Here is a 22,316-nt window from a genome sequence, read left to right on the forward strand (position 1 = left end):
CGAAAGGAAAGATCCAGCAACAACGGCGCGCGTTCAGCGCAACCGCACCTGCCACTGGCCATGCTCGGCGACCAACTCGCGGTCGCAATCAAATTCATCCGCCTCATGCTCGTGGCCCGGCAGCGCGCAGACCACGGCGTGGCCTTCGCCGCGCAGGCGTCGGACCTCGGCGCGCAGGCCCGGGTCTTCGCTCCAGGGTGCACGGATCGCCGAACGACGGCCATCGAAACCGACCAGGCCCACCACGGTCTTCAGGTCGAGACTGAAGCCCGCAGCAGGCCGCTTGCGACCGAAGACGGCACCGACATCGTCGTAACGGCCACCACGTGCCAGGGCATCGATGCCGCCCCGGCCGTAGATCGCAAACCGGGCACCGCTGTAATAGGCATGCCCCGACATGTCGCCCAGATCGAAGCCGACCGTGACAGCCGGATGGACCGCACCGATGTGCCGGGCCAGCCAGGCCAGGTCGGCGAGCGCGGCCTCGATCATCGGCACGGCCGGAAGCCGTTGCCGCGCCAGATCGAGAACACCGCTGTCACCATACAGGTCGACCAGAGCGAGCAGGCCGTCACGCACGGCAGGTGGCAACTCGGCCCCGATGGCCTCGAGCTCGGCCCGATCCTTGGCGGCCAACGCCGATTGCACCGCTTCGAGGACCGATGCCGAAATGGCTGCCGATCCGAGCACGCCGCGCAGCAGGCGCGCATCCGAAAGATCCAGCACCAGACCCTGGATACCCGCCAGGCTCAGGCAGTCGATCGCCAGCTCGAGCACCTCGAGATCGGCTTCGAGCCCGGCGTGACCGTAGGTCTCGGCCCCGAACTGCAGCGGTTCGCGGCTGCCATGCAATCCGGCCGGCCGCGTGTGCAGCACCGGGCCGCAGTAGCACAGCCGCGTCAGGCCGGCACGGTTGAGCAGGTGCGCGTCGATGCGCGCAACTTGCGGCGTCGTGTCGGCACGCACACCGAGCGTGCGGCCGCTGAGCTGATCCACCAGCTTGAAGGTCTTCAGATCCAGCTCGTGCCCGGTGCCGGAGAGCAGGGATTCGATGTATTCGAGCAGCGGCGGCATGACCAACTCGTAGCCACAGGTGCGCGCAGCGTCGAGCATGATGCGCCGCAACTCTTCGATGCGGCGCGCTTCGTGCGGCAGCACATCGGCTATGTGCTCGGGCAAAAGCCAAGCTGATGACATGGAAATCCGTGAAATCGAAACGGTGGATTCTAACGGGCCGGGCGTCGTGCTTCGACTCAACCCGCCACGAACACCAGGAGCAACAGCCCGACCAGGATGCTGCTGAGTCCGATGAAACGGATCTGCCCGTCACTCAGGCGCAGCACCTGCTCGAACACCTGGCGCCATCGGGTCGGATTCATGAACGGCATCAGGCCTTCGAACACCAGCATCAAGGCCAGTGCCGCCAACAGGATGTCGCCCATCCTGGTCGACTTACTTGCGTGGCGCAGGCGCGGCAGCGCCGCCACGCATGGCCCGGAAGAAATCGCTGCTCGGATCGACCACGATCACGTCGCTCTTGCTGCGAAAGCTCGCCCGATAGGCCTCGAGGCTGCGATAGAACTGCGCGAACTGCGGATCGCGGCCGAATGACTCGGCATACAGCGCCGATGCCTTCGCATCGCCCTCGCCCTTGATCTTCTGCGCATCACGATAGGCTTCGGCAAGCACGATTTCGCGCTGGCGATCGGCATCGGCGCGGATCTTCTCGCCTTCGGCCGACCCTTCCGACCGCAACTCGTTGGCCACACGCTTGCGTTCGGACTCCATGCGGCGATAGACCGACTCGGTCACCGACGAAGCGAAGTCGACACGCTTGATCCGCACATCCACCACCTCGATGCCGAAGTTCTTGGCGTCGTCACCCAGGCGGGCAAGCACGCCCTGCATGACACGATCGCGCTCACCCGACAACATCGCACGCACGCTGCGCTTGGTGACTTCCTCGTTCATCGCCGCCTGCACGATCGGCGACAAGCGGGCTTCGGCATTGCGAAGATCGGTGCCGGTGTTGCGGATGAACTGGCGGGCATCGACCACGCGCCACTTGACCAGCCAGTCGATCACCAGGCTCTGCTTTTCCGCCGTGAAGATGGGGCGCGTTTCCGGGCTGTCGAGCGACTGGGTGCGGCGATCGAGAAAGATCACGTTCTGCAGCGGCGGCGGCAGCTTGAACTTCAGGCCCGGCTCGGTGATCACTTCCTTGATCTCACCGAGTGAATAGACAACGGCAAAGTTACGTTGGTCGACCACGAAGAGGGTCGACATCGCGGTCATCAGCACCAGCAGGATGCCGACGACAATCAGTCCCAGACGGTTCATTTCTTGGTATCTCCGACTCAACGACCGTCACGGTCGCGGCTGCGCTGGCCATCGCGCGAACGCACATCCGTGACCGCACCCTGCATGGATTCAGGCGAGGGAATCACGGGCCCGGCCGCGGGTGCCGGACCGGACGCGGCCTGCTGGATCAGCTTGTCCAGCGGCAGATAAAGCAGATTGCTGCCATTGCGTGAATCGACCATCACCTTGCTGACGTTCGAATAGACCTGCGCCATGGTGTCGATGTAGAGGCGGTCCCGCGTCACGGCCGGCGCCTTCTGGTACTCGGTCAGCACGGAGCGGAAACGTTCGGCGTCACCTTCGGCCTGGGCGATCACGCGCGCGCGATAACCCTGCGCCTCTTCGGACAGCCGCGCCGCAGCACCCTGCGCCTTGGGCAGGATGTCGTTGGCATAGGCCTGGCCTTCGTTCTTCAGGCGCTCGCGATCGGCACCGGCCTTGAAGGCGTCATCGAACGCGGCCTGTACCTGCTCGGGCGCCTGAACGCTCTGAACGTTGACATTGACGACCAGGATGCCCGCCTTCAGGCGATCGAGCTGGGTCTGGATCGACTTGACCAGATCGACCGCGATCGCGTCACGCTGCTCGTAGAGCACCGAATCCATGTTGCTGCGCCCGACGATCTCGCGTACCGCCGATTCGGCCGCCTGCAGGACGGCCTCGTCGACATTGCGATTCTCGAACAGGAAGTCCTTGGCATCCTTCAGGCGCCATTGCACCGTGAACCGGATGTCGACGATGTTCTCGTCCTGCGTGAGCATCGACGAATCACGCAAGCCGGTGGCCTGCACGACATTGCTGCGCCCCACCTCGGTCGAGCGGGTCTGCGTCACCGACACGGTGTCGTGCGACTGGAACGGATAAGGCCAGCGGAACTGGATGCCGGCATCGACCGTGCGCGTGAACTTGCCGAAGGTCAGCACCACGGCTTGCTGGCCTTCCTGGACGATGAAGAAGCCGCTGCCGAACCACAGCAACGCGACGACGCCGGCGATCAGCCCACCACCGATGCCCATCACGCGGGCATCCGGCGGCTCACTTCCTGAGCCACCCGGATTGCCACGGCCGCCACGCGGACCACCGTTGCGACCGCCAAACAGGCCGCCGAGCTTCTGGTTGAAATCACGCCACAACTCGTCGAGATCGGGCGGCCCATCGTTGCGGCCATTGCTGGCCATGCCCGAGGCGCCTGCAGGCGAAACGAGGCGACGCACGGCAGCTGAAATCGAGGTCAAGCCTGATCCGATGGTGGCTCTCAGGCGCACTGGAAGACTGGGAAAGTAACGAATGGAAGTCATGAGAGTCAATGCTAACGGCAACGGCTCAAGCCTCGTGCGGGTGCGCCGGGACATCATTGGATGCCTCTGGCGCCATAGGTTCCGCATCAGGGGGCACGGGATCAAAACGGACATCGGCCAGAGGCTGGCCGCGACGGGCGTCGGCGTCGAGAGAAGCCTGGGCGATCGCGCGGCGCAATGCGCCCAGGCCTTCGTTGGCCGCTGCGCTGATGAAGAATCGGGACACGACCCGTCCCGGCTCGATCTCGTACTGATCGCACATCACACGCGGGAGCGCGTCATCCTCGAGAAGATCGATCTTGTTGAAGACCAGGAACTGCGGCACCGACTCGGCACCGATCTCGCGCAGAACGCGCTGCACTTCATGCAGCTGTTCAAGCCAGGTCGGACTGGCCGCATCGACCACGTGCAGCAGCAGGTCGGAGTCGGCAGACTCCTGCAGCGTGGCCTGAAAAGCCTCCACGAGGCTGTGCGGCAGATCGCGAATGAACCCCACCGTGTCGGATAGCGACACGCTGCGCCTGGCATCTTCGAGGTACATCTGCCGCGTGGTGGTGTCGAGCGTGGCGAAGAGCTGATCGGCCGCGTAGGCCTGCGCCTTCACCAGCACATTGAACAGCGTGCTCTTGCCCGCATTGGTGTAGCCGACCAGCGAGACCCGGAACGTGCCATGCCGCTCGCGCGACTTGCGTTGCGTGCCGCGCTGGCGCTTGACCTTCTCGAGGCGTTCCTTGACCGACTTGATGCGCACGTCGATCATGCGGCGATCGAGTTCGATCTGGGTTTCACCCGGGCCACCGCGCAGGCCGACACCACCGCGCTGGCGCTCCAGGTGCGACCAGCGGCGGACGAGCCGTGTCGAAAGGTATTGCAGCCGGGCCAGCTCGACCTGCAGCTTGCCCTCGTGGCTGCGCGCGCGGGCGGCAAAGATCTCGAGGATCAGGCCGGTGCGATCGAGCACCTCGACACCGAGATGGCGCTCGAGATTGCGCTGCTGGGCCGGGCCGATCGCCTGGTCGAAGATGACGCAATCGGCCTGATGGAGCGCGATCAGCTCCTTGATCTCGTCGGCCTTGCCCGAGCCGACGAACAAGGCCGGATCGGGCGCCTTGCGGCGGGCGATCAGGCGCGCGACGGCTTCGTCGCCAGCCGACTCGGCCAGCAACGCCAGCTCATCCAGCGTGGGATCAAATGAAGAACCGACCCCCAGATCCACGCCCACGAGCAAGGCACGTGGGCGGGGGGTGACATCCGATGCAGTCAAGGTGCTGATGGCGGGTGCGCTCTGGGTGCCGGTAGGGAAGCTCAGTTGGAGTCCTGGGCTTCGGTGGCGTGGAAATTCACGGGGCGACCCGGGACCACAGTGGAAATTGCATGCTTGTAGACCATTTGCGTGACCGTGTTGCGCAGCAGGACGACGTACTGGTCGAACGACTCGATGTGGCCTTGCAGCTTGATGCCGTTGACCAGATAGATCGAGACCGGCACATGCTCTTTGCGCAGCAGGTTCAGAAACGGGTCTTGTAGCAATTGCCCTTTGTTGCTCACGATATGCTCCGTGTTGGAAAGTTCGGAAGCCCTCACGTTATCACACGTGTACGGGCCGGCCGGGAGGGCTCAGGAATCCTTCGAGACGAAGGGATTGTGCGAGGCGCGCAACTCGATTCGCATCGGCGTGCCCACGAGCTTGAAGTGCTCGCGGAAGCGCGCTTCCAGATAGCGTTTGTAGACCTCGGTGACGTGCTCGACCGCATTGCCGTGGATGACGATGATCGGCGGGTTCTGGCCGCCCTGGTGGGCATAACGCAGCTTCGGACGCACGGCGCCGGCGCGCTTGGGCTGCTGGTACTCCACCGCCTCCAGCAACAGGCGCGTGAGCTGCGGCGTCGGCAGCTTGCGCGTCGCCGAGGCCCAGGCATCGTCGATCGCCTTCCACAGCGGCCCCAGGCCCTGGCGCTTCTTGGCCGAGATCATCAGCACCGGCGCGAACTTCAGGAATGCCAGCCGCTGCTCGATCGAACGCTGCAGCGTCTCGCGCTGGTAGCTGTCGATCGCGTCCCACTTGTTGATCGCGATCACCACCGCCCGGCCGGCATCGAGCACGTAGCCGGCGATGTGCGCGTCCTGGTCGGACACGCCTTCGGTGGCGTCGATCAGCAGCAGCACGACGTTGGCATCCGAGATCGCCTGCAGCGTCTTGACGACCGAGAACTTCTCGATCGACTCGAACACCTTGCCCTTGCGGCGCAGGCCGGCGGTGTCGATCAGCTCGTACTTCTTGTCGCCACGCTCGAACGGCACGTGGATGGCGTCGCGCGTGGTGCCCGGCAGGTCGAAGGCGACCAGCCGCTCCTCGCCCAGCCAGGTGTTGATCAGCGTCGACTTGCCGACGTTGGGACGGCCGGCCACCGCCAGCCGGGTCGGCCGGTTGCGCAGTTCTTCTTCCGAGTAGCCTTCTTCGGGCTCGGGCGGCTCGATGCCTTCGAGCGCCATCTCGATCAGGCTGCGCACGCCCTGGCCATGCGCCGACGACACCGCCAGCGGCTCGCCCATGCCGAGCTCGTAGAACTCGGCCAGCTGCGGGCCGTCCTTCATGCCCTCGGCCTTGTTGGCCGCCAGCAGCACGCGCTTGCCGGTGGCGCGCAGATAGCGGGCGATGTCGTGGTCCTGCGCCGACAGGCCGGCGCGCACGTCGACCACGAACACCACCGCGTCGGCCTCGGCCACCGCCTGGCGCGTCTGCTTGGCCATCTCCTTGTAGATGCCCGAGGTCGAATCGGGCTCGAAGCCGCCGGTGTCGATGACGATGAACTCGTGGTTGTCGAGCTTGCCGTCGCCGTAGTGGCGGTCACGCGTGAGGCCGGCGAAGTCGGCGACGATGGCGTCGCGCCGGCCGGTCAGGCGGTTGAAGAGTGTGGACTTGCCGACGTTGGGTCGTCCGACGATGGCAATCACGGGTTTCATCAAGGGATTCCGTTCAATGCGGTGCGCTGGCGTTCATTGCGGGCGGAAGGCGTAGACGCCCCCCGACCGCGACACCGCCAGCAGGGTCTGGCCCGAGCGCACCAGCGGCGCGGCGATGCCGCTGCTGTCGGTGGGCAGGCGTAAAAGGGTTTCGCCGCGATCGCGGCTGAGGAAGTGCAGCCAGCCTTCGAAATCGCCGAAGACCACGGTGCTGCCGCTCACCAGCGGCGCGCTCAGGCCGCGGTTGCGCAGCCGCTCGCTGGTCCAGGCGATGTCGCCGCTGGCGCGTTTCCAGGCGCTGATGCGGTCGCTGCCATCGGCGGCAAAGACGAAGTCGGCATCGGCCGCCAGGCCCTGGTAACCGCCGAAGGTGCGGGTCCAGACCGACACGGCACGCTCGACCTGGATGCAGCCGACCGACGACTGGAAAGCGCGCGCGCAGACCACGTCGCCCACCCGCGCCGCCGGCCCGACCAGGTCGGCCAGGCGTTCGACCTCGTTGGTGCCGCGCTGCGCCGGCAGGCCGACCTCGTTGCGCACCGAGCCCGTCAGCGGGTCGATCGCCACCAGCCGCGACCCCTGGCCCGCCAGCAGCGTGTCCTTGTAGGGCAGCAGCAGGCCGGCCTGCGCCAGCGCCAGCGGCTCGCCGCTGCGCGCCAGGCTCCAGAGCCGGCGGGCATCGAGCACGTCGTAGGCCTGGATGGTGCGATCGACCATCTGGATGAAGACCCGCTCGCCCGCCACCAGCGGCGCCGTGACGACCCGCGACGACAGGCGGATGCGCCAGCGCTCCTTGGCGCCGTCGATCAGCACCAGGTCGTTGTTGTCGCTGACGACCGCGCTGTAGCGGCCATCGCTGCCGACCCCCGCCGACAGCTTGACGCCCAGCGCGACGCGGCTGCGTTCGGCACCGGTCGCGACGTCGTAGCTGAGCACCACGCCGTCGCGGCTGGCGAGCACGAACCGGTCGCCGACCACGGCCACCGACAGCGCCGCCACCGGCTCACCCAGGCTCTGGCGCCAGATCTGCTTGCCGGCGATCTTGGCCGTCACGGCCTCGAGCGGGGCCGGCGTCGGCTTGCTCGGTGACGAACACGCCGCCAGCGCGGCGAGGCCCAGCCCGGCCCACGCCAGCACCCAGCGACGCGCCGGCGCGCTGCGCCCGACCTGCGGTCGTGCCGTGGCGTGTGCGCTCATGGCTTGGCAGCCGCCGATGCGGCTTCATCGACCGGCGCAGCGCCCAGCGCGGTCAGCTTGGCCTCGATCAGGCGGCGGTAATCGAGCGTGCGGTCCATGCCCTTGAACGCCACCTGATAGGCCGCCACGGCCTCGGCGTTCTTGCCTTGTGCGAGCAGGATGTCGCCGCGGCGGTCGGCCACCAGGGCCTCGTAGCTCGGCGGCACGTCACCGGCCAAGCGGGCCAGCGCCTCGTCGTATTGCTTGGCGTCCAGCAGCAGGCCGGCCAGACGCAGCCGTGCGCCCGCGCTGTATTCGGGTTCGCGGGCCTTGTCGGCCACCCAGGCCAGCGTGGCCTGCGCGGCATCGATCTGGCCCTTGTCGAACTGCACCTGCGCGGTCAGCAAGGCGGCCTGCTCGGCGAACGTGGTGCCCGGATAACGGTCCTTCAGGTCGGCAAAGACCTTGGCGGCGCGGTCGGCCTCGCCGGCCAGCACGGCGCGCTCGACCTCGTCGTACATGCCGCCAGCCTTGGAGGCCTGGTCACGCTGCCAGTAGTTCCAGCCGTTCCAGGCGGCGTAGGCACCGAACACCAGCACCAGCGTCCAGGTGATGAGGTTGCCGTAGGCGCGCCAGAAATGCTTCAGCTGGTCGAGCTGTTCCTGTTCTTCGAGGTCGAGATGCGTGGCCATGCTGTGCCTGATGGGAGAGAGCGTGCCGGGCGAGCTGGGCTGCGTCCGGCCTGTTGTGTGGGCCGCCGGGAGACGGCGACCGATGATCCGCGGGCGGCGCAGGCAGGCTGCGCGGCCACGGCGGACAGGTTCGCGATTATGCGGGCAGCGCGGCTTCGCCCTGCAGGCCGGCAGCCCAGAGCGCCACGTCGGCGATCGGGCGCAAGACCTGCGCGCCGCCACCGGCACGCAGCGGCTTGACCGCCACCATGCCCTGCGCCAGCTCGTCGGCGCCGAACACCAGTGCGAACGTGGCGCCGCTCGCGTCGGCCTTCTTGAACTGCGACTTCATGCTGCCCGGGCCGTCCTTGCCGGCGGCATGCATGACGACGGCGATGCCGGCCGCGCGCAGCGCCTCGGCGCAGGCGGTGGCGATCGGCAGTGCCGCCGCATCGGGCACCACGGCGTAGGCGTCGGGCGAGGTGGCGGGCGCGGTCACGCCGCTTTCCTTCAGCAACTCGATCACCCGCTCGATGCCCAGACCCCAGCCCACGGCCGGCGCCGGCTTGCCGCCGATCTGCTCGATCAGGCCGTCATAACGCCCGCCGCCGCAGATCGTGCCCTGCGCGCCGAGGCGGTCGGTGACCCACTCGAACACCGTCAGGTTGTAGTAGTCCATGCCACGCACCAGCCGCGGGTTGATGCGGTAGGGCTGGCCGACCGCATCGAGCTGCGCCTTGACCGCATCGAGGTGCTTGAGCGAAGCCTCGCCGAGAAAATCCATCAGCTGCGGCGCGGCCTCGACGATCGCCTGCATCGCCGGATTCTTGGTGTCGAGGATGCGCAGCGGGTTGCTGTGCAGGCGGCGCTGCGCCTCGGCATCCAGCTCGTCGAGGTGCTGCTCGAAATAGGCGATCAGCGCGGCACGGTGCGCGCGGCGCTCATCGGCCTGGCCCAGGCTGTTGAGCTCCAGGCGCACGTCGGTCAGGCCCAGATCGCGCCACAGGCTGCGCGCCATCAGGATCACCTCGGCGTCGACGTCCGGCCCGGCAAACCCCAGCGCCTCGACGCCCACCTGGTGGAACTGCCGGTAGCGCCCGCGCTGCGGCCGCTCGTGGCGGAACATCGGGCCGATGTAAAACAGCCGCTTGCCGCCCTCGTAGAGCATCGAATGCTCGACCACCGCGCGCACCACGCCGGCGGTGCCCTCGGGGCGCAGCGTGAGGGCGTCGCCGTTCATCTTGTCCTCGAAGGAATACATCTCCTTCTCGACGATGTCGGTCACCTCGCCCAGGCCGCGCACGAACAGCGGCGTGGGTTCGACGATCGGCGTGCGGATGTTGGCGTAGCCGTAGCGGCGCATCAGCGCGCGCACGGTGTGTTCGAACCACTCCCAGCGCGCCGACTCGGGCGGCAGGAGGTCGTTCATGCCTTTGACGGCTTTGAGGGCTTCGGCCATGGGAAATGTGTCTTCTGAAAAAACAAGGCCGGCCACGCACCGCGGGCCGGACCGGATCTGACGTGCCGTTCAGGCCTGCGGCGCGGTGGCGGCAGCGCCGAAACGCCGCTCGATGTACTGCTCGACCAGCGCCTGGAACTCGCCGGCGATGCCCTCGCCGCGCAGCGTCAGCGCCTTCTCGCCGTCGATGAACACCGGCGCGGCCGGCGCCTCGCCGGTGCCGGGCAGGCTGATGCCGATGTCGGCGTGCTTGCTCTCGCCCGGGCCGTTGACGATGCAGCCCATCACGGCCACCTTCATGGCCTCGACGCCCGGATAGCGGGCGCGCCAGACCGGCATCTGCGCGCGCAGGAAGTCGTCGATCTGCTTGGCCAGTTCCTGGAAGGTGGTGCTGGTGGTGCGCCCGCAACCCGGACAGGCCGTCACGCTGGGCACGAAGGTGCGCAGGCCGAGCGCCTGCAGGATCTCGTTGGCGATCAGCACCTCCTGCGTGCGCGATTCGCCCGGCTGCGGCGTGAGGCTCACGCGGATGGTGTCGCCGATGCCCTGCTGCAGCAGCACCGCCAGCGCCGCCGCCGACGCCACCGTGCCCTTGGTGCCCATGCCGGCTTCGGTCAGGCCCAGGTGCAGCGGGTAGTCGCAGCGCTGGCGCAGCGCCTGGTAGACGGCGATCAGGTCCTGCACGCCGCTGACCTTGCAGCTCGGGATGATCTGCGACGGCTTCATGCCCAGCTCGACCGCATAGGCGGCCGAATCGAGCGCCGACTGGATCAGCGCCTCGTACATCACCTGGCGCGCCTCCCAGGGCTGGGCGCGAGCGTGATTCTGATCCATCAGGCGGGCGAGCAGCTCCTGATCGAGGCTGCCCCAGTTGACGCCGATGCGCACCGCCTTGTCGTGCTTCAGGGCGGCCTCGATCATCATGCCGAACTGGCGATCGCGCTTGTCGCCCTTGCCGACGTTGCCGGGGTTGATGCGGTACTTCGACAGCGCCGCAGCGCAATCGGGATACTGGCTCAGCAGCGTGTGGCCGTTGTAGTGGAAGTCGCCGATCAGCGGCACGTCGATGCCCATGCGGTCGAGCTGCTCGCGAATGTGCGGCACGGCCATCGCCGCCTCGGGCGTGTTGACCGTGATGCGCACCAGCTCGGAGCCGGCGATCGCCAGTTCCTTGACCTGGATCGCCGTGCCGATGACGTCGACCGTGTCGGTGTTGGTCATCGACTGCACGCGCACCGGGGCGCCGCCGCCGATCGTGACCACGCGCTCGCCCCAGGTCACGCGCGCCTGCAGGCTGCGCTGCTGCCGGGGCTCGCCCAGCGCGATCGGTTGCAGTTCGGACGAATCGGACTCGATGGCCATGGCCGGACTCACTTCAGTTCGAGACGCGCCACGTTGTCGCGCGTGTGGGGGTTCAGGTCGATCGGCTGGCCTCGAAAGTGCAGCCGGGTGCCGTCGGCGTTGCCGATCTTGAGCCGGATCGGCAGGCTGCCGTCGAGCCCGACCACCTCGCCGGCCGGCAGCATGCGCGACATCAGCAAGGCACCGGCGCCGTCACGCGCCTCGATCCACGAATCGGCGCTGGTGCGCAGCACCACCGAGCCCGCGGCGGCCGCATTCTGCGACGACGCCGGCTCCTCGGGCGGCGCCGAATGCACCGTCTCGACCACGGCGCTGGCGCTCGACTCGAGGGTGGTGCTGACCGCGCCACCGTTGTCGGCGCCGTCGGCCGAGCGCACCTCGTTGGTGACCGCCTGGCTGGCCGCCACGGTGGCCTGCACGGCGCTGGCCGCGGCGGCCACCGGCTCGCGCATCAAGGCGCGCATCGGCGGCGCCAGCCAGAACAGCAGCGCCAGCAGCAGCAGCAGGGCCGGCACGATCACGCCCGGGCGCAGCCACTCGGGCCAGCTGCCCGGCAGCATGCGCGAGCCCGGTTCGCGATAGGGCGTCGCCAGCCCGCGGGTGACGTTCTCGAGCGCCTGCGGTGCCTGCGCCGCGGCCGGCAGCGCGGCCAGGATCGGCTGCGGATCGATCTCGAGCTGGCGGGCGATCGCCGTCGCCAGGCCACGCACGAAGGCCAGGCCGGGCAGCTGGTCGAGGCGATCGGCCTCGAGCGCCTGGAGCTTGGGCACCGGCACCTTCAGCAGCAGCGCGAACTGGTCGAGCTCCAGGCCACGGGCCTCGCGGGCGGCGCGCAGCAAGGCTCCGGCGCTGGTCCGGGCGCCTTCGGCGGATGGCGTTGCCGAGGCCGGCGACTTCGGTTCACTCATCGAGTTGTCCTCGTTCAAAAGCCGCACTTTCCCGTGAACCGGGGAAGCGGGTGCGCAACTGGCTGCCGAACTCGTCGACCGCCGTCGGATTCTTGCGCTTGTGTTCGATGCGTGCGGCCAGCCACAGCGTCTCGGCGGTGGCCAGTTCGTTGGCCTGGTTGACACGCTGGATGTAGAAGCGCGCCCGATCGAGGTCGCCCTTGCGCAGCAGCACCTCGGCCAGGTTGAAGGCGGTGGCCGGGTTGCCTGCGTCGAGCTCGTAGCTGCGCAGCAGCAGGCGCTCGGCCGCGTTCAGGTCGCCGGCGCGGGCTTCGCAGACGCCTTGTGCCAGCAGGCTCTTGGTCTGTTCGCGGTATTGGGGGATCGCCAGTGCCTGCTCGAAATAGCGGCGCGCATCGGGGTAGCGCTGCTGCCGGCACAGGAACCAGGCGTAGTTGTGCAGCGCGTCGGCATCGCCGCCGTTGAGCGACAGCGCGCGCCGGAAGCTCTCTTCGGCCAGCGCGTTCTCGGACATGCTGGCGTAGATCAGGCCACGCAGGTTGAAGGCCGAGGCGCTGTTCGGGTCGGCCACCAGGGCGCGCTTGACTTCGTCGAGCGCCGTGCCGGCCTGGCCCTGGGCGAAATAGGCCGAAGCCAGCTCGAGGCGGATGCGCGAGCGCTTGGCCGCATCGGTTTCATCGGACGCCGTGACCAGATCCGGCCGCGTCGCCGCATTGCTGCTGCTGTTGACCGCGACAGGCTGGGAGGGCGCCGGGATGCGCGTGTCGCCCACCGTGGTCGACACCACCTCGGTGGTCGTGGTGCACGCCAGCAGCGTCGACGCCAGCAGCAGCGCAGCGCCGAGCCGGACACCGATCCGGGTCAGGTGCGCGCCGGTCACGGGCCGGCGCTCGGATGAAGCAGGTTCACGCATGCGGGTTCACCGGAAATGGGAGGAGCAGGCCACCGAGGGCACCGACAGCGCCAGCACGCATCAAGCGGCGTCGGGCTGGGCGGCCGAGCGGATCACGCGGATCGGCGAGCGCGTCATGCGCTCCTGGACGCGGGTGCGGTCCTGCACCTCGCCGGCGAGCTGGCCACAGGCGGCGTCGATGTCGTCGCCGCGGGTCTTGCGCACGGTGGTCACCAGGCCACCGTCGATCAGCACCTGGGCGAAGGCCTGCACGCGCTCGTTGCCCGAGCGCTTGAGGCCCGACTCGGGGAAGGGGTTGAACGGGATCAGGTTGAACTTGCACGGCAGGCGCCCGACCGGCCCCTTGTCGCCGACCAGCTTGAGCAACGCACGCGCCTGCTCGTCGCTGTCGTTGACGCCGTCGAGCATGCAGTATTCGAAGGTGATGAAGTCGCGCGGCGCCGAAGCCAGATACGCCTGGCAGGCGCCCAGCAGTTCGGCCAGCGGGTACTTGCGGTTGAGCGGCACCAGCACGTCGCGCAGCGCGTCGTCGCACGCATGCAGCGACACCGCCAGCGCCACCGGCAAATCGGCGGCCAGGCGATCGATCATCGGCACCACGCCGGAGGTCGAGACCGTCACGCGGCGCCGCGACAGGCCGTAGCCGTGGTCGTCGAGCATCACGCGCAGGGCCGGCAGCACGGCGGCGTAGTTCTGCAGCGGCTCGCCCATGCCCATCATCACGACGTTGCTGATGATGCGCTCGCTGGCCGGGCCGGTGGCCGCACGCGCGCCCACCGAAACACCCTCGGCGCGCTCGCGGCGCAGGCTGTGCTCGGCATACCAGAGCTGCGCCAGGATCTCGGCGGTGCTCAGGTTGCGTGAAAAGCCCTGGTGTCCGGTCGAGCAGAAACGGCAGCCCACCGCACAGCCCGCCTGCGACGAGATGCACAGCGTGGCGCGGTCGTCCTCGGGGATGTAGACGGTCTCGACGGCGTTGCCGTCACCCACGTCGAACAGCCACTTGATCGTGCCGTCGGACGAGCGGTGTTCGGACAGCACCCGCAGGGGCGCGATGCACGCCACGTCGGCGAGCTTGCTGCGCAGCGACTTGGCCAGATCGCTCATCTGGCCGAAATCGGCCGCGCCGCGCTGGTGGATCCAGCGGAACAGCTGGACCGCACGGAAACGCTTCTCGCCCAGCTGCTCGCAGTAGGCGGCCAGCGCGTCGAGGTCGAAATCGAGCAGGTTGACCGCGGTCATGGCGTGCCAGGAAGTAGAAGCCGGCTGCAAGGCCCGCCTCGAACCGATCGCGGCTCGAGGCAGCTTGCAGCCAGGGGTTCCTCAGCGGCTGTAGACAGCCATGCCGGGGAAGAAGAACGCGATCTCGACCGCAGCGGTCTCGGGCGCGTCGGAGCCGTGCACGGCGTTGGCGTCGATCGAGTCGGCGAAGTCGGCGCGGATGGTGCCCTTCTCGGCCTTCTTCGGATCGGTGGCGCCCATCAGGTCGCGGTTCTTCAGGATCGCGCCTTCGCCTTCGAGCACCTGGATCATGACCGGGCCGGAGATCATGAAGTTGACCAGGTCGTTGAAGAACGGGCGGGCCTTGTGCACGGCATAGAACTGCTCGGCTTCGGCGCGCGACAGCTGTGCCAGGCGGGCGGCAGCGATCTTCAGGCCGGCGCCTTCAAAGCGGGCGAGGATCTGGCCGATGACGTTCTTGGCGACGGCGTCGGGCTTGATGATCGAGAGGGTGCGTTCGATGGCCATGTTTTTCTCCTGAATTCGGGGATGGGGGCAAAGCCCGATATTTTAGCCTGCGAGGCCACCCGGTGCCCGGTGGGGGCCACCGGTGCAGCCAGGCCCTGCCGCATGCAGGCCCGGCAGGTCAGCGGCGGCGACCGCCACGGCCGCGGTTCGGACCGCCCGGCTTGTTGAAATAGGCATCGGAGCCGATGTAGCCGACCGAGGTCTGCAAGGGATCGGGTTCGCGCGGGCCGCCCTTGCGGTTGTCGCCACCGCGGCCACCCGGCACGTCGTCGCTCGGCCTGCCGAAACCGGCGCTGATGCGCTTGGAACCGGTGGCAAAACGGCGATCGAAGGTCTGCTCGAGCGGGTTCGGGATGTGCAGCGGATCGTCGCCGAAATCGCCGTCTTCGCGCTCGCGCGGCGGCTCACGACTGACGTTGCCGTCGCGCGCCGGGCGCTCGTCGCGCCACTCGGCGCCCCCGCTGCGCGGCGCGCCGGGCCGGCCGTCCGGACCGCGGCGCTCGAAGCCCTGTCCACCCTGCCCGCCCTTGCCCACCGGCTTGTTGCCGCGCTGCTGATTGCCACGTCCACCCGGCGCGTTCTGGCCGCCCTGGGACATCTGCGGACCCTGGCCCTGGCCTTGGCCGCCACCCTTGCCCTTGCCGGCGCCGCGGCCGGGCTGCTGGCCGTCACGCGGGCCACGCTCTGCACGGTCGGCACGCGGGCCCCGTTCTTCGCGCTCGCCACGCTCGGCACGCGGGCCGTTGGCGATCTGGCGGATCTGGCGCACGTCGTTGTCGTCGAGTTCGACCCAGACGCCGCGCTTGAGGCCACGCGGCAGCACCACGGTGGCGTAGCGGATGCGGATCAGGCGGCTGACCGTCAGGCCGACCGCATCGAACAGCCGGCGCACCTCGCGGTTGCGGCCTTCGGTGATCACCACGCGATACCAGTGGTTGATGCCTTCGCCGCCGCCGTCATCGATCGACTTGAACATGGCCCGCTGGCCCTCGATCTCGACACCTTCGAGCAGGCGCGCACGCGCGGCCTCGTCGAGCGAACCCAGCACGCGCACCGCGTACTCGCGCTCGACGCCGAAACGCGGGTGCATCAGCTGGTTGGCCAGTTCGCCCGAGTTGGTGAACAGCAGCAGGCCTTCGGTGTTGATGTCCAGACGCCCCACCGACAGCCACTTGCCGACCGGCAGGCGCGGCAGCCGGCGGAACACGGTCGGCCGGCCTTCGGGGTCGTGGTGCGTGACCACCTCGCCGACCGGCTTGTGATAGGCCAGCACACGTGCCGGCGGCGGCGCGATGCGCACCTTGATCGGCCGGCCGGCAATCTTGATCTGGTCGCCCTGGGCGATGCGCATGCCGATGTGCGCCACCTCGCCGTTGACCGACACCTGACCCTCCTGGATCAGCTGTTCCATGTCGCGGCGCGAGCCGACACCCGCCTGCGCCAGCACCTTGTGCAGCTTGGGCGCCTCGGGCTCGGGACGCAGCACGCGCTTGCCCGGATCGGCGGAAACCTCTTCCTCTTCGGCGTCCTCGACGTCGTAGTCGCCCGACAGCACGGCAGCGAACAACTGCCCGGCATCGACCGGCAGCGCAAGCGCGGCGTCGGCAGCACCGGCCTCGCCTTCGGGCATCTCGCCCAGCGTGAAGATCGCCGGAGCCGCCTCGGCCTCGACCGCGCGCGGGCGCTCTTCACGCTGCTTCTGGCGGCGATCGCGGCGGCGCGTGTCGCGCTCGGGGGCCTGGACGACCGCACCGGACTGCGACGTTTCGCCCGGCTCGACAGCGGCCTCGACGCGGTCGCCTGTCGGCGCGTCGCCGGACGGAGCCGCCGACGCCTCATCGGCAGCCGCCACGGCGACGGCATCGCCTTGCGTCTTGCGGCCGCGCGAGCGACGAGCCGGACGGACTGCCGCATCGGCGCCCTCGTCCGACTGGACCGACGCCTCGGCCACGGGAGCCGGCGCGACGGCGTCAGGCGCAGCCACCACCTCGACAGGCGACGCATCGGCGCTCGGTGCGTCGACCCGCCGCGGCGCACGCGGCTTGCGGGCCGGGGCGGCAACGCCTTCAGCAGGCGCCTCGGCCGCAGCAGCGACAGGCTCGACCGACGCACGCGCAGCCCTGCGCTTCTTCTCGGCCGGCGCCTGAGCAGCGGGCGCCTGCTCGACCGGCGTCTCGACCGGCAGCTCAGCCGCCTGCGCAGCGCTGCTGTCGAGCGCGGGGACCGTGTCGTCCGCAGACTTGCGGGTGCGGCGACGCTTAGGTGCAGCGGTCGAGTCGGACGAGGGCGTGGCCGCAGTCGTGTCGGGTGTGTCGGGCATGTCGTTCATGGGTGCGGCCTCAGGCCTCGGAAGAAAGTGGAACATCGCTCGGCGCGAGATCGCGCTCCAGCGCATCGAGCAAGGAAGGTTGTATCGGCAAGGCCTGGGCATTGCCGGCGGCACTCGGCAGCGCCGCATCGAGCAGGGGCAGCTGGTCCAGCGACTTCAGCCCCAGGTCATCGAGAAATTGCCGTGTCGTTGCCAACAAGGCGGGACGCCCCGGCGCCTCGCGGTAGCCGATGGTGTCGACCCAGCCGCGGTCCTCGAGCTGGCGCAGCATCTGGCTGCTCACCGTCACACCGCGGATCTCTTCGATGTCGCCGCGCGTGACGGGTTGGCGGTAGGCAATGATGGCCAGGGTTTCAAGCGCCGCGCGGGTATATCGCGGCGGTTTCTCGGGGTGCAATCGGTCGAGATAGGTGCGCATCTCGGGTCGGCTCTGGAAACGCCAGCCGCTGGCGACGCAGACCAGTTCGACGCCGCGATCGCGCCAGTCGCGACCCAGTTCATCGAGCAGGTGCCGCAGCGTGTCGGCACCGATTTCGCCATCGAACAGCACCCGCATCTCGCGCAGCGGCAAGGGCTGATGCGCGCAGATGAGCGCCGTCTCGAGGACGCGTTTGGCATCCTGTGTATTCATGTGATCCGTCAACCACCTCGGCAACCGTCCCGGCTGCCCGTGCGTCGGGCCTGAGCCCAGGGATACTGACCATCCGGTCACGCGCCAGTGAGATGAGGCCTTGCCCATCATCACCTTGCATCGCGCCAGTCTGTGTTGTGTGCGGGAGACTTGGTCCCGTCTGATCTTGTCGTCCTGACGCCACTCACCGTTACTCGGGGCGACAGTCGAATGCGTTCGATGGGCTTGTCGCAGGCGGTGGACTTTTCAGTCCCGTGCAGGCCCTCTTCGGGGCCGCGACACCTGCTGCGGGCAAGCGACATCTCTCGTTATTGGCCCCGATTGTAGCCATATGGCGGCAATGCACTCGCGGGATCTCCCGCAACCGCGCGCCAGGCCAGCGCCAGATCGGCCGGCAGTGCGGCTTCGAAGGCCAGCGGCCGACCATCGATCGGATGCAGCAGATGCAGCCGTGCCGCGTGCAAGGCCTGTCGCTGCAGACCGAAGGCCGGCGCGCCACCGTACATGGCGTCGGCCAGCAAGGGGTGGCCACGCGAAGCCAGATGCACCCGGATCTGATGCGTGCGCCCGGTGTGCAGCTGGCAGTGAACGGCGCTCACCTGCCGCGGCGCGCGGGTGGCGCCGGGCAACTGGCGAACGCCGTCACCGGGCAGCTCGGCCACCGCAAGACGCCGCACGTCGGTGCGCGCTGGCTTGCCGCTGGCAACGATCGCCATGCGCACGCGCGACACCGGATCGCGGCCGAGCGGCGCATCGATCACCTGCAGGCCGTCCATCACCGCGCCATGCACGAGCGCCAGGTACTCGCGCTTGACGTCGCGTGCCGCGATCGCCCGCACCAGCGCGGTGTGCGCCTGCAGCGACTTGGCCACCAGCATCAGGCCCGAGGTGTCCTTGTCGAGCCGATGCACGATGCCGGCACGTGGCAGGTGGGCCGCCGCGGCGTGATGCGCCAGCAGGCCGTTGAGCAGGGTGCCGCTCCAGTGGCCCGCCGCCGGGTGCACCACCAGGCCGGCCGGCTTGTCGATGACCAGCAGGTGCGCGTCCTCGTGGACCACCGCCAGCGTCATCGCCTCGGCGCGAAAGGCCGTGCTCTGCGCGGTCGGCCAGAGCGCCACTTCGATCTGCTGGCCGGCCATCACCTTCTTGTGCGACTGCCGCAGCACCTGCTCGCCGCAGCGCACATGACCCCCCTCGACCAGCCCCTGCAGATGAGCGCGAGAGAACTCGGGCGCGATGCGCACCAGCCACTTGTCGAGCCGTTCGCCATGCGCAGCAGCCTCGACCACCGCCAGGCGCCGCTCGACTTCCAGCGGCTCGACCGTCGCCGCATCGGCCGATGCGACCTCGTCGTCGTCGGCCACGACCTCGTCATCGCCGAGCGGCCTCGATTCGTCGACCACGGAAACCCCGTTCATATAATCGACCGGATGCACCAGCCCGCGCCGGCGCCGATCAACCGGCAAACCCAGATCATGTTCAAGTTCGTTCAACCCCAAGGTTTGCGTGTGCTGACCGCGACTGCCGTCGTGGCCGTGCTGCTGGCGGGCTCGCTCGGCGGCTGCGCGGCCGATCCGAAGGCGCTGCCCGAGCACCAGAATGTCGGCAAATTGTACGAAGAGGCCCGCGAGGAAGCCGCCGCCGGTGCGAGCGACCGCGCCATCAAGCTCTACGAGCGCCTCGAAGGCCTGGCCGCCGGCACGCTGTTGGCCCAGCAGGCGCAGCTCGAACGCGCCTTCCTGCACTACAAGATGCAGGAGAAGGCGCAGTCGCTGGCGATCATCGAGCGCTTTCTCAAGCTGCACCCGACCAGCCCGGCGGCCGACTACGCCTATTACCTGCAGGGGCTGATCAACTTCAACGACGACCTGGGCCTGTTCGGCAGCATCGTCAAGACCGATCTGGCCGAGCGCGATCAGCAGGCCTCGCGCGACGCCTACCAGAGCTTCAAGCAGCTGGTCGATCGCTACCCCGACTCGCGTTATGCGCCGGATGCGCGGCTGCGCATCAACTACATCATCAACGCGCTGGCGGCGCATGAAGTGCACGTGGCGCGCTACTACTACCAGCGTGGCGCCTATGTGGCGTCGGCCAACCGGGCCCAGCAGGCGGTGCAGGATTTCCGCGGCGTGCCCGCGGCCGAGGAGGCGCTCTACCTGATGGCGGCCAGCTACCACCAGCTCGGCATGGCGCCGCTGCGTGACGACGCCTGGCGGGTGCTGCAGAACAACTATCCGAAGAGCCGCTGGCTGAGTCAGCGCCTGGGCAGCAGCGCGCTGCGCTGAGGTGCAGGCTCAGGCCGGCTCGGCAGGCCGGGCCAGCGAGGCCAGCCACTGCAGCGCCTCGGCCTCGTCGCCCACCAGCGGCATCGGTGGCAACGCGCCCATCAGGCGGCGCCCGTAGTTCATCGTCAGCAGGCGGGTGTCGCAGATCACCAGCAGCCCGCGATCGGTCTCGCTGCGGATCAGGCGCCCGGCGCCCTGCTTGAGCGCCACCGCCGCCTCGGGGATGAAGTAGTCGTCGAACGGCTTGCCGCCCTGCGCCTCCAGGCTGCGGCAGCGCGCCTCGGCCAACGGATCGTTGGGCGGCGGGAACGGCAGCTTGTCGATCAGCACGCACTGCAGCGCCGAGCCCGGCACGTCGATGCCCTCCCAGAAGCTGTGCGAGCCCACCAGCACCGCCCGCGGCGTGGCCAGGAAGCGCGCCATCAGCGCCCGCTTGGGCGCTTCGCCCTGCACCAGCACGTCGATCGGATCGGGCAGGGTCGCCAGACGGGCGCGCAGGTCGGCGCCGATGCCCTGCAGCGCCCGCAAGGTGGTCGTCAAGACGAAGCAGCGTCCGCCCAGCGCCTGCGCGCAGCGCGCAGCCAGCTGGCTCACGGCGGCCGGATGCGTCGCCTCGCTGGGCCGCGGGAAGCGCGCCGGCACGAACAGCCGCGCGTTGCGCCCGTAGTCGAACGGGCTGCCGGCGCGCAGCGTGTGGGCATCCTCGACGCCGGCGCTGCGCGTGAACCAGCTCAGCGCCGGGTCATCGCCCAGCGTGGCCGAGGTGAAGATCCAGGCGCGCCGCTCGCCCTCGATCTGCTCGCGCAGCGTCTCGCGGATGTCGAGCGGCGATTCGGCCAGCCGCGCCTGGTGCAGCGTCAGGTCGATCCAGCGCACGTGGCCATGTTCGACCGGGCCGAGAAACGCCGCCAGTTGTGCGGCCAGCGCCTGCGCGCGCTCCTGCAGCTTGGCGAGATCGGGCGCGGCGTCGGCCACCACGCCCAGCGCGTCCGACGCCGCCACGCAGGCCGCGCGGGCATCGGTCAGCGCGGCGACAAAGTCTTCCGACAGCCCGCGCTCGTCCCAGCGCAGGCGACCGGCCGCGCGCAAGGTGCCGGCGCAGGCCAGCCGCAGGCGGCGCGCGCCCTGTTCGACGGCACCGGCCAAGGCCTGCCAGTCCTGCAGGCCGCGGGCATGGGCCAGGCCGGCGGCGAGCAGGTCCCGGCCGATGTCGAGCAGCTGGCCGGTGCCGATGTGGCGGCCGAGGAACTGCACGCCGGCCTCGTTGAGCTGGTGCGCCTCGTCGAACACCACCGCGTCGACGCTCGGCAGCAGCTCGGCCATGCCGGTGTCGCGCAGGGCCATGTCGGCAAAGAACAGGTGGTGATTGACGACCACGATGTCGGCCTGCATCGCCTCGCGGCGCGCCTGCACGAGATGGCATTGGCGGAACTGCGGGCAGTCGCTGCCCAGGCAGTTCTCGCGGTTCGAGGTCACCAGCGGGATCACCGGCGAGCGTTCGTCCAGCACCTCGAGTTCGGCCAGGTCGCCGCTGCGGGTGGTCTTGGACCATTGTTCGACGCGCGCGAGCACCCGCAGCGAATGGCGATCGGGCAGCTCGGCGGTGTGGCGGGCGTGGTCGAGGCGGTGCAGGCACAGATACGACGCGCGGCCCTTCAGCAAGGCGACCTGCACCGGCAGGCCCAGCAGCTGCACCAGCCGCGGCAGGTCGCGCAGATAGAGCTGATCCTGCAGGCTCTTGGTGGCGGTGCTGACCAGCGCGCGCAGGCCCGACAGCAGCAGCGGCACGAGGTAGGCGTAGGTCTTGCCGACACCGGTGCCGGCTTCGGCCACGAGCACGCTGCGTTCCTCGAGCGCGTGAGCGACGGCGTCGGCCAGCCGGGTCTGCACTTCGCGGGGGCGGAACTGCTTTTCCGTGCGGGCCAGCACACCGGTCGCGGCAAAGGCCAGCGCGACTTCTTCGCGCAGCGCGCTCACTGGCGTCATGCGGGCTCGGGCGGGTTCTGCGTCATTTCCATTCGGACAATCATGTCGCGCAAGGCCAGTCGGCGCTTCTTCAGGCGCCGCAGCGCCAACTCGTCCAGCGGCTGCTGGTGCACGAGGCGGTCGATCATGTCGTCGAGATCGGCGTGTTCAATGCGCAATTCGATCAATCGACGCTGGGGAGAGTGCAGGTTGTCGTCCATCCTCGTGCATCGTCGACATGCTGA

Annotated in this window: 21 protein-coding genes; 1 reads left to right on the forward strand and 20 read right to left on the reverse strand. The window is 68.8% G+C overall.

Annotation, left to right across the window (positions count from 1 at the left end):
• Nucleotides 1–33 precede the first annotated feature (33 nt).
• The 18 genes from LCHO_RS14305 to LCHO_RS14390 all read right to left on the reverse strand — a co-directional run bounded on the left by LCHO_RS14305 (nt 34) and on the right by LCHO_RS14390 (nt 19,239).
• A complete protein-coding gene (locus LCHO_RS14305) occupies nt 34–1,197 on the reverse strand; it encodes an ATP phosphoribosyltransferase regulatory subunit (protein ID WP_012347877.1) in 1,164 nt (387 codons plus the stop codon).
• A 56-nt stretch (nt 1,198–1,253) separates the two neighbouring features.
• Nucleotides 1,254–1,442: a DUF2065 domain-containing protein gene (locus LCHO_RS14310; protein WP_012347878.1), complete on the reverse strand. Its 189-nt coding sequence runs from the start codon at nt 1,440–1,442 to the stop codon at nt 1,254–1,256.
• Nucleotides 1,443–1,452: 10 nt separating this feature from the next.
• On the reverse strand, nt 1,453–2,340 hold the full coding sequence (gene hflC, locus LCHO_RS14315; protein WP_012347879.1) for a protease modulator HflC: 888 nt from the start codon (nt 2,338–2,340) through the stop codon (nt 1,453–1,455).
• Nucleotides 2,341–2,357: 17 nt separating this feature from the next.
• Entirely contained in the window at nt 2,358–3,539 is a 1,182-nt protein-coding gene (hflK, locus tag LCHO_RS14320; protein WP_012347880.1) for an FtsH protease activity modulator HflK, read from the reverse strand.
• 145 nt (nt 3,540–3,684) lie between these two features.
• Nucleotides 3,685–4,932: a GTPase HflX gene (hflX, locus tag LCHO_RS14325; protein WP_083772739.1), complete on the reverse strand. Its 1,248-nt coding sequence runs from the start codon at nt 4,930–4,932 to the stop codon at nt 3,685–3,687.
• A 32-nt stretch (nt 4,933–4,964) separates the two neighbouring features.
• Nucleotides 4,965–5,207: an RNA chaperone Hfq gene (gene hfq, locus LCHO_RS14330; RefSeq protein ID WP_012347882.1), complete on the reverse strand. Its 243-nt coding sequence runs from the start codon at nt 5,205–5,207 to the stop codon at nt 4,965–4,967.
• A gap of 69 nt (nt 5,208–5,276) precedes the next feature.
• Nucleotides 5,277–6,623 carry a ribosome biogenesis GTPase Der gene (gene der / locus LCHO_RS14335; protein WP_012347883.1) on the reverse strand — a complete coding sequence of 449 codons (1,347 nt, stop codon included), beginning with the start codon at nt 6,621–6,623 and terminating at the stop codon, nt 5,277–5,279.
• A 33-nt stretch (nt 6,624–6,656) separates the two neighbouring features.
• Nucleotides 6,657–7,820: an outer membrane protein assembly factor BamB gene (locus tag LCHO_RS14340; protein ID WP_012347884.1), complete on the reverse strand. Its 1,164-nt coding sequence runs from the start codon at nt 7,818–7,820 to the stop codon at nt 6,657–6,659.
• Nucleotides 7,817–8,491 (reverse strand): YfgM family protein, encoded by a 675-nt coding sequence (locus LCHO_RS14345; RefSeq protein ID WP_012347885.1) that lies wholly within the window; start codon nt 8,489–8,491, stop codon nt 7,817–7,819. Before LCHO_RS14345 ends, LCHO_RS14340 begins: the two co-directional genes overlap by 4 nt.
• A gap of 136 nt (nt 8,492–8,627) precedes the next feature.
• Complete coding sequence (gene hisS, locus LCHO_RS14350; protein WP_012347886.1) at nt 8,628–9,929, reverse strand: histidine--tRNA ligase; 1,302 nt, start codon at nt 9,927–9,929, stop codon at nt 8,628–8,630.
• A 69-nt stretch (nt 9,930–9,998) separates the two neighbouring features.
• A complete protein-coding gene (gene ispG / locus LCHO_RS14355) occupies nt 9,999–11,291 on the reverse strand; it encodes a flavodoxin-dependent (E)-4-hydroxy-3-methylbut-2-enyl-diphosphate synthase (protein WP_012347887.1) in 1,293 nt (430 codons plus the stop codon).
• 8 nt (nt 11,292–11,299) lie between these two features.
• The gene (locus tag LCHO_RS14360; RefSeq protein WP_012347888.1) at nt 11,300–12,199 is read right to left on the reverse strand and encodes a helix-turn-helix domain-containing protein; all 900 of its coding nucleotides are present in this window, start codon (nt 12,197–12,199) and stop codon (nt 11,300–11,302) included.
• Nucleotides 12,192–13,112: a type IV pilus biogenesis/stability protein PilW gene (pilW, locus tag LCHO_RS14365; protein WP_012347889.1), complete on the reverse strand. Its 921-nt coding sequence runs from the start codon at nt 13,110–13,112 to the stop codon at nt 12,192–12,194. Before pilW ends, LCHO_RS14360 begins: the two co-directional genes overlap by 8 nt.
• A gap of 60 nt (nt 13,113–13,172) precedes the next feature.
• Nucleotides 13,173–14,354, reverse strand: coding sequence for a dual-specificity RNA methyltransferase RlmN (gene rlmN / locus LCHO_RS14370; protein ID WP_012347890.1), 1,182 nt, complete (start codon nt 14,352–14,354; stop codon nt 13,173–13,175).
• Nucleotides 14,355–14,435: 81 nt separating this feature from the next.
• Nucleotides 14,436–14,861 (reverse strand): nucleoside-diphosphate kinase, encoded by a 426-nt coding sequence (gene ndk / locus LCHO_RS14375; protein ID WP_012347891.1) that lies wholly within the window; start codon nt 14,859–14,861, stop codon nt 14,436–14,438.
• 118 nt (nt 14,862–14,979) lie between these two features.
• On the reverse strand, nt 14,980–17,190 hold the full coding sequence (gene rluB, locus LCHO_RS14380) for a 23S rRNA pseudouridine(2605) synthase RluB (protein ID WP_012347892.1): 2,211 nt from the start codon (nt 17,188–17,190) through the stop codon (nt 14,980–14,982).
• Nucleotides 17,191–17,200: 10 nt separating this feature from the next.
• Nucleotides 17,201–17,932, reverse strand: a complete 732-nt coding sequence (scpB, locus tag LCHO_RS14385) for an SMC-Scp complex subunit ScpB (protein WP_223210445.1) — start codon at nt 17,930–17,932, stop codon at nt 17,201–17,203.
• Between the two features lie 197 nt (nt 17,933–18,129).
• A complete protein-coding gene (locus LCHO_RS14390) occupies nt 18,130–19,239 on the reverse strand; it encodes an RluA family pseudouridine synthase (RefSeq protein ID WP_012347894.1) in 1,110 nt (369 codons plus the stop codon).
• A gap of 57 nt (nt 19,240–19,296) precedes the next feature.
• Between LCHO_RS14390 and LCHO_RS14395 the strand changes: the two genes are divergently transcribed.
• Entirely contained in the window at nt 19,297–20,106 is an 810-nt protein-coding gene (locus LCHO_RS14395) for an outer membrane protein assembly factor BamD (protein WP_043705477.1), read from the forward strand.
• A gap of 9 nt (nt 20,107–20,115) precedes the next feature.
• Here LCHO_RS14395 and LCHO_RS14400 read toward each other — a convergent pair whose 3' ends face one another.
• Together LCHO_RS14400 and LCHO_RS14405 are read right to left on the reverse strand one after the other, a co-directional pair.
• Entirely contained in the window at nt 20,116–22,092 is a 1,977-nt protein-coding gene (locus LCHO_RS14400) for a DNA repair helicase YoaA (RefSeq protein WP_012347896.1), read from the reverse strand.
• Nucleotides 22,089–22,292 carry a YdcH family protein gene (locus LCHO_RS14405; RefSeq protein ID WP_012347897.1) on the reverse strand — a complete coding sequence of 68 codons (204 nt, stop codon included), beginning with the start codon at nt 22,290–22,292 and terminating at the stop codon, nt 22,089–22,091. The genes LCHO_RS14400 and LCHO_RS14405 overlap by 4 nt, the downstream gene beginning before the upstream one ends.
• Nucleotides 22,293–22,316 lie beyond the last annotated feature (24 nt).

Source organism: Leptothrix cholodnii SP-6 (assembly GCF_000019785.1).
In the GTDB taxonomy this organism is placed as follows: domain Bacteria; phylum Pseudomonadota; class Gammaproteobacteria; order Burkholderiales; family Burkholderiaceae_C; genus Sphaerotilus; species Sphaerotilus cholodnii.

What these genes read in the sequence shown, in the direction of transcription:
- LCHO_RS14305 (WP_012347877.1), bottom strand. Translation starts at nt 1,197, where the DNA reads ATGTCATCAGCTTGGCTTTTGCCCGAGCACATAGCCGATGTGCTGCCG.
- LCHO_RS14310 (WP_012347878.1), bottom strand. Translation starts at nt 1,442, where the DNA reads ATGGGCGACATCCTGTTGGCGGCACTGGCCTTGATGCTGGTGTTCGAA.
- hflC (WP_012347879.1), bottom strand. Translation starts at nt 2,340, where the DNA reads ATGAACCGTCTGGGACTGATTGTCGTCGGCATCCTGCTGGTGCTGATG.
- hflK (WP_012347880.1), bottom strand. Translation starts at nt 3,539, where the DNA reads ATGGCCAGCAATGGCCGCAACGATGGGCCGCCCGATCTCGACGAGTTG.
- der (WP_012347883.1), bottom strand. Translation starts at nt 6,623, where the DNA reads ATGAAACCCGTGATTGCCATCGTCGGACGACCCAACGTCGGCAAGTCC.
- LCHO_RS14340 (WP_012347884.1), bottom strand. Translation starts at nt 7,820, where the DNA reads ATGAGCGCACACGCCACGGCACGACCGCAGGTCGGGCGCAGCGCGCCG.
- LCHO_RS14345 (WP_012347885.1), bottom strand. Translation starts at nt 8,491, where the DNA reads ATGGCCACGCATCTCGACCTCGAAGAACAGGAACAGCTCGACCAGCTG.
- hisS (WP_012347886.1), bottom strand. Translation starts at nt 9,929, where the DNA reads ATGGCCGAAGCCCTCAAAGCCGTCAAAGGCATGAACGACCTCCTGCCG.
- ispG (WP_012347887.1), bottom strand. Translation starts at nt 11,291, where the DNA reads ATGGCCATCGAGTCCGATTCGTCCGAACTGCAACCGATCGCGCTGGGC.
- LCHO_RS14360 (WP_012347888.1), bottom strand. Translation starts at nt 12,199, where the DNA reads ATGAGTGAACCGAAGTCGCCGGCCTCGGCAACGCCATCCGCCGAAGGC.
- pilW (WP_012347889.1), bottom strand. Translation starts at nt 13,112, where the DNA reads ATGCGTGAACCTGCTTCATCCGAGCGCCGGCCCGTGACCGGCGCGCAC.
- rlmN (WP_012347890.1), bottom strand. Translation starts at nt 14,354, where the DNA reads ATGACCGCGGTCAACCTGCTCGATTTCGACCTCGACGCGCTGGCCGCC.
- ndk (WP_012347891.1), bottom strand. Translation starts at nt 14,861, where the DNA reads ATGGCCATCGAACGCACCCTCTCGATCATCAAGCCCGACGCCGTCGCC.
- rluB (WP_012347892.1), bottom strand. Translation starts at nt 17,190, where the DNA reads ATGAACGACATGCCCGACACACCCGACACGACTGCGGCCACGCCCTCG.
- scpB (WP_223210445.1), bottom strand. Translation starts at nt 17,932, where the DNA reads ATGATGGGCAAGGCCTCATCTCACTGGCGCGTGACCGGATGGTCAGTA.
- LCHO_RS14390 (WP_012347894.1), bottom strand. Translation starts at nt 19,239, where the DNA reads ATGAACGGGGTTTCCGTGGTCGACGAATCGAGGCCGCTCGGCGATGAC.
- LCHO_RS14395 (WP_043705477.1), top strand. Translation starts at nt 19,297, where the DNA reads ATGTTCAAGTTCGTTCAACCCCAAGGTTTGCGTGTGCTGACCGCGACT.
- LCHO_RS14400 (WP_012347896.1), bottom strand. Translation starts at nt 22,092, where the DNA reads ATGACGCCAGTGAGCGCGCTGCGCGAAGAAGTCGCGCTGGCCTTTGCC.
- LCHO_RS14405 (WP_012347897.1), bottom strand. Translation starts at nt 22,292, where the DNA reads ATGGACGACAACCTGCACTCTCCCCAGCGTCGATTGATCGAATTGCGC.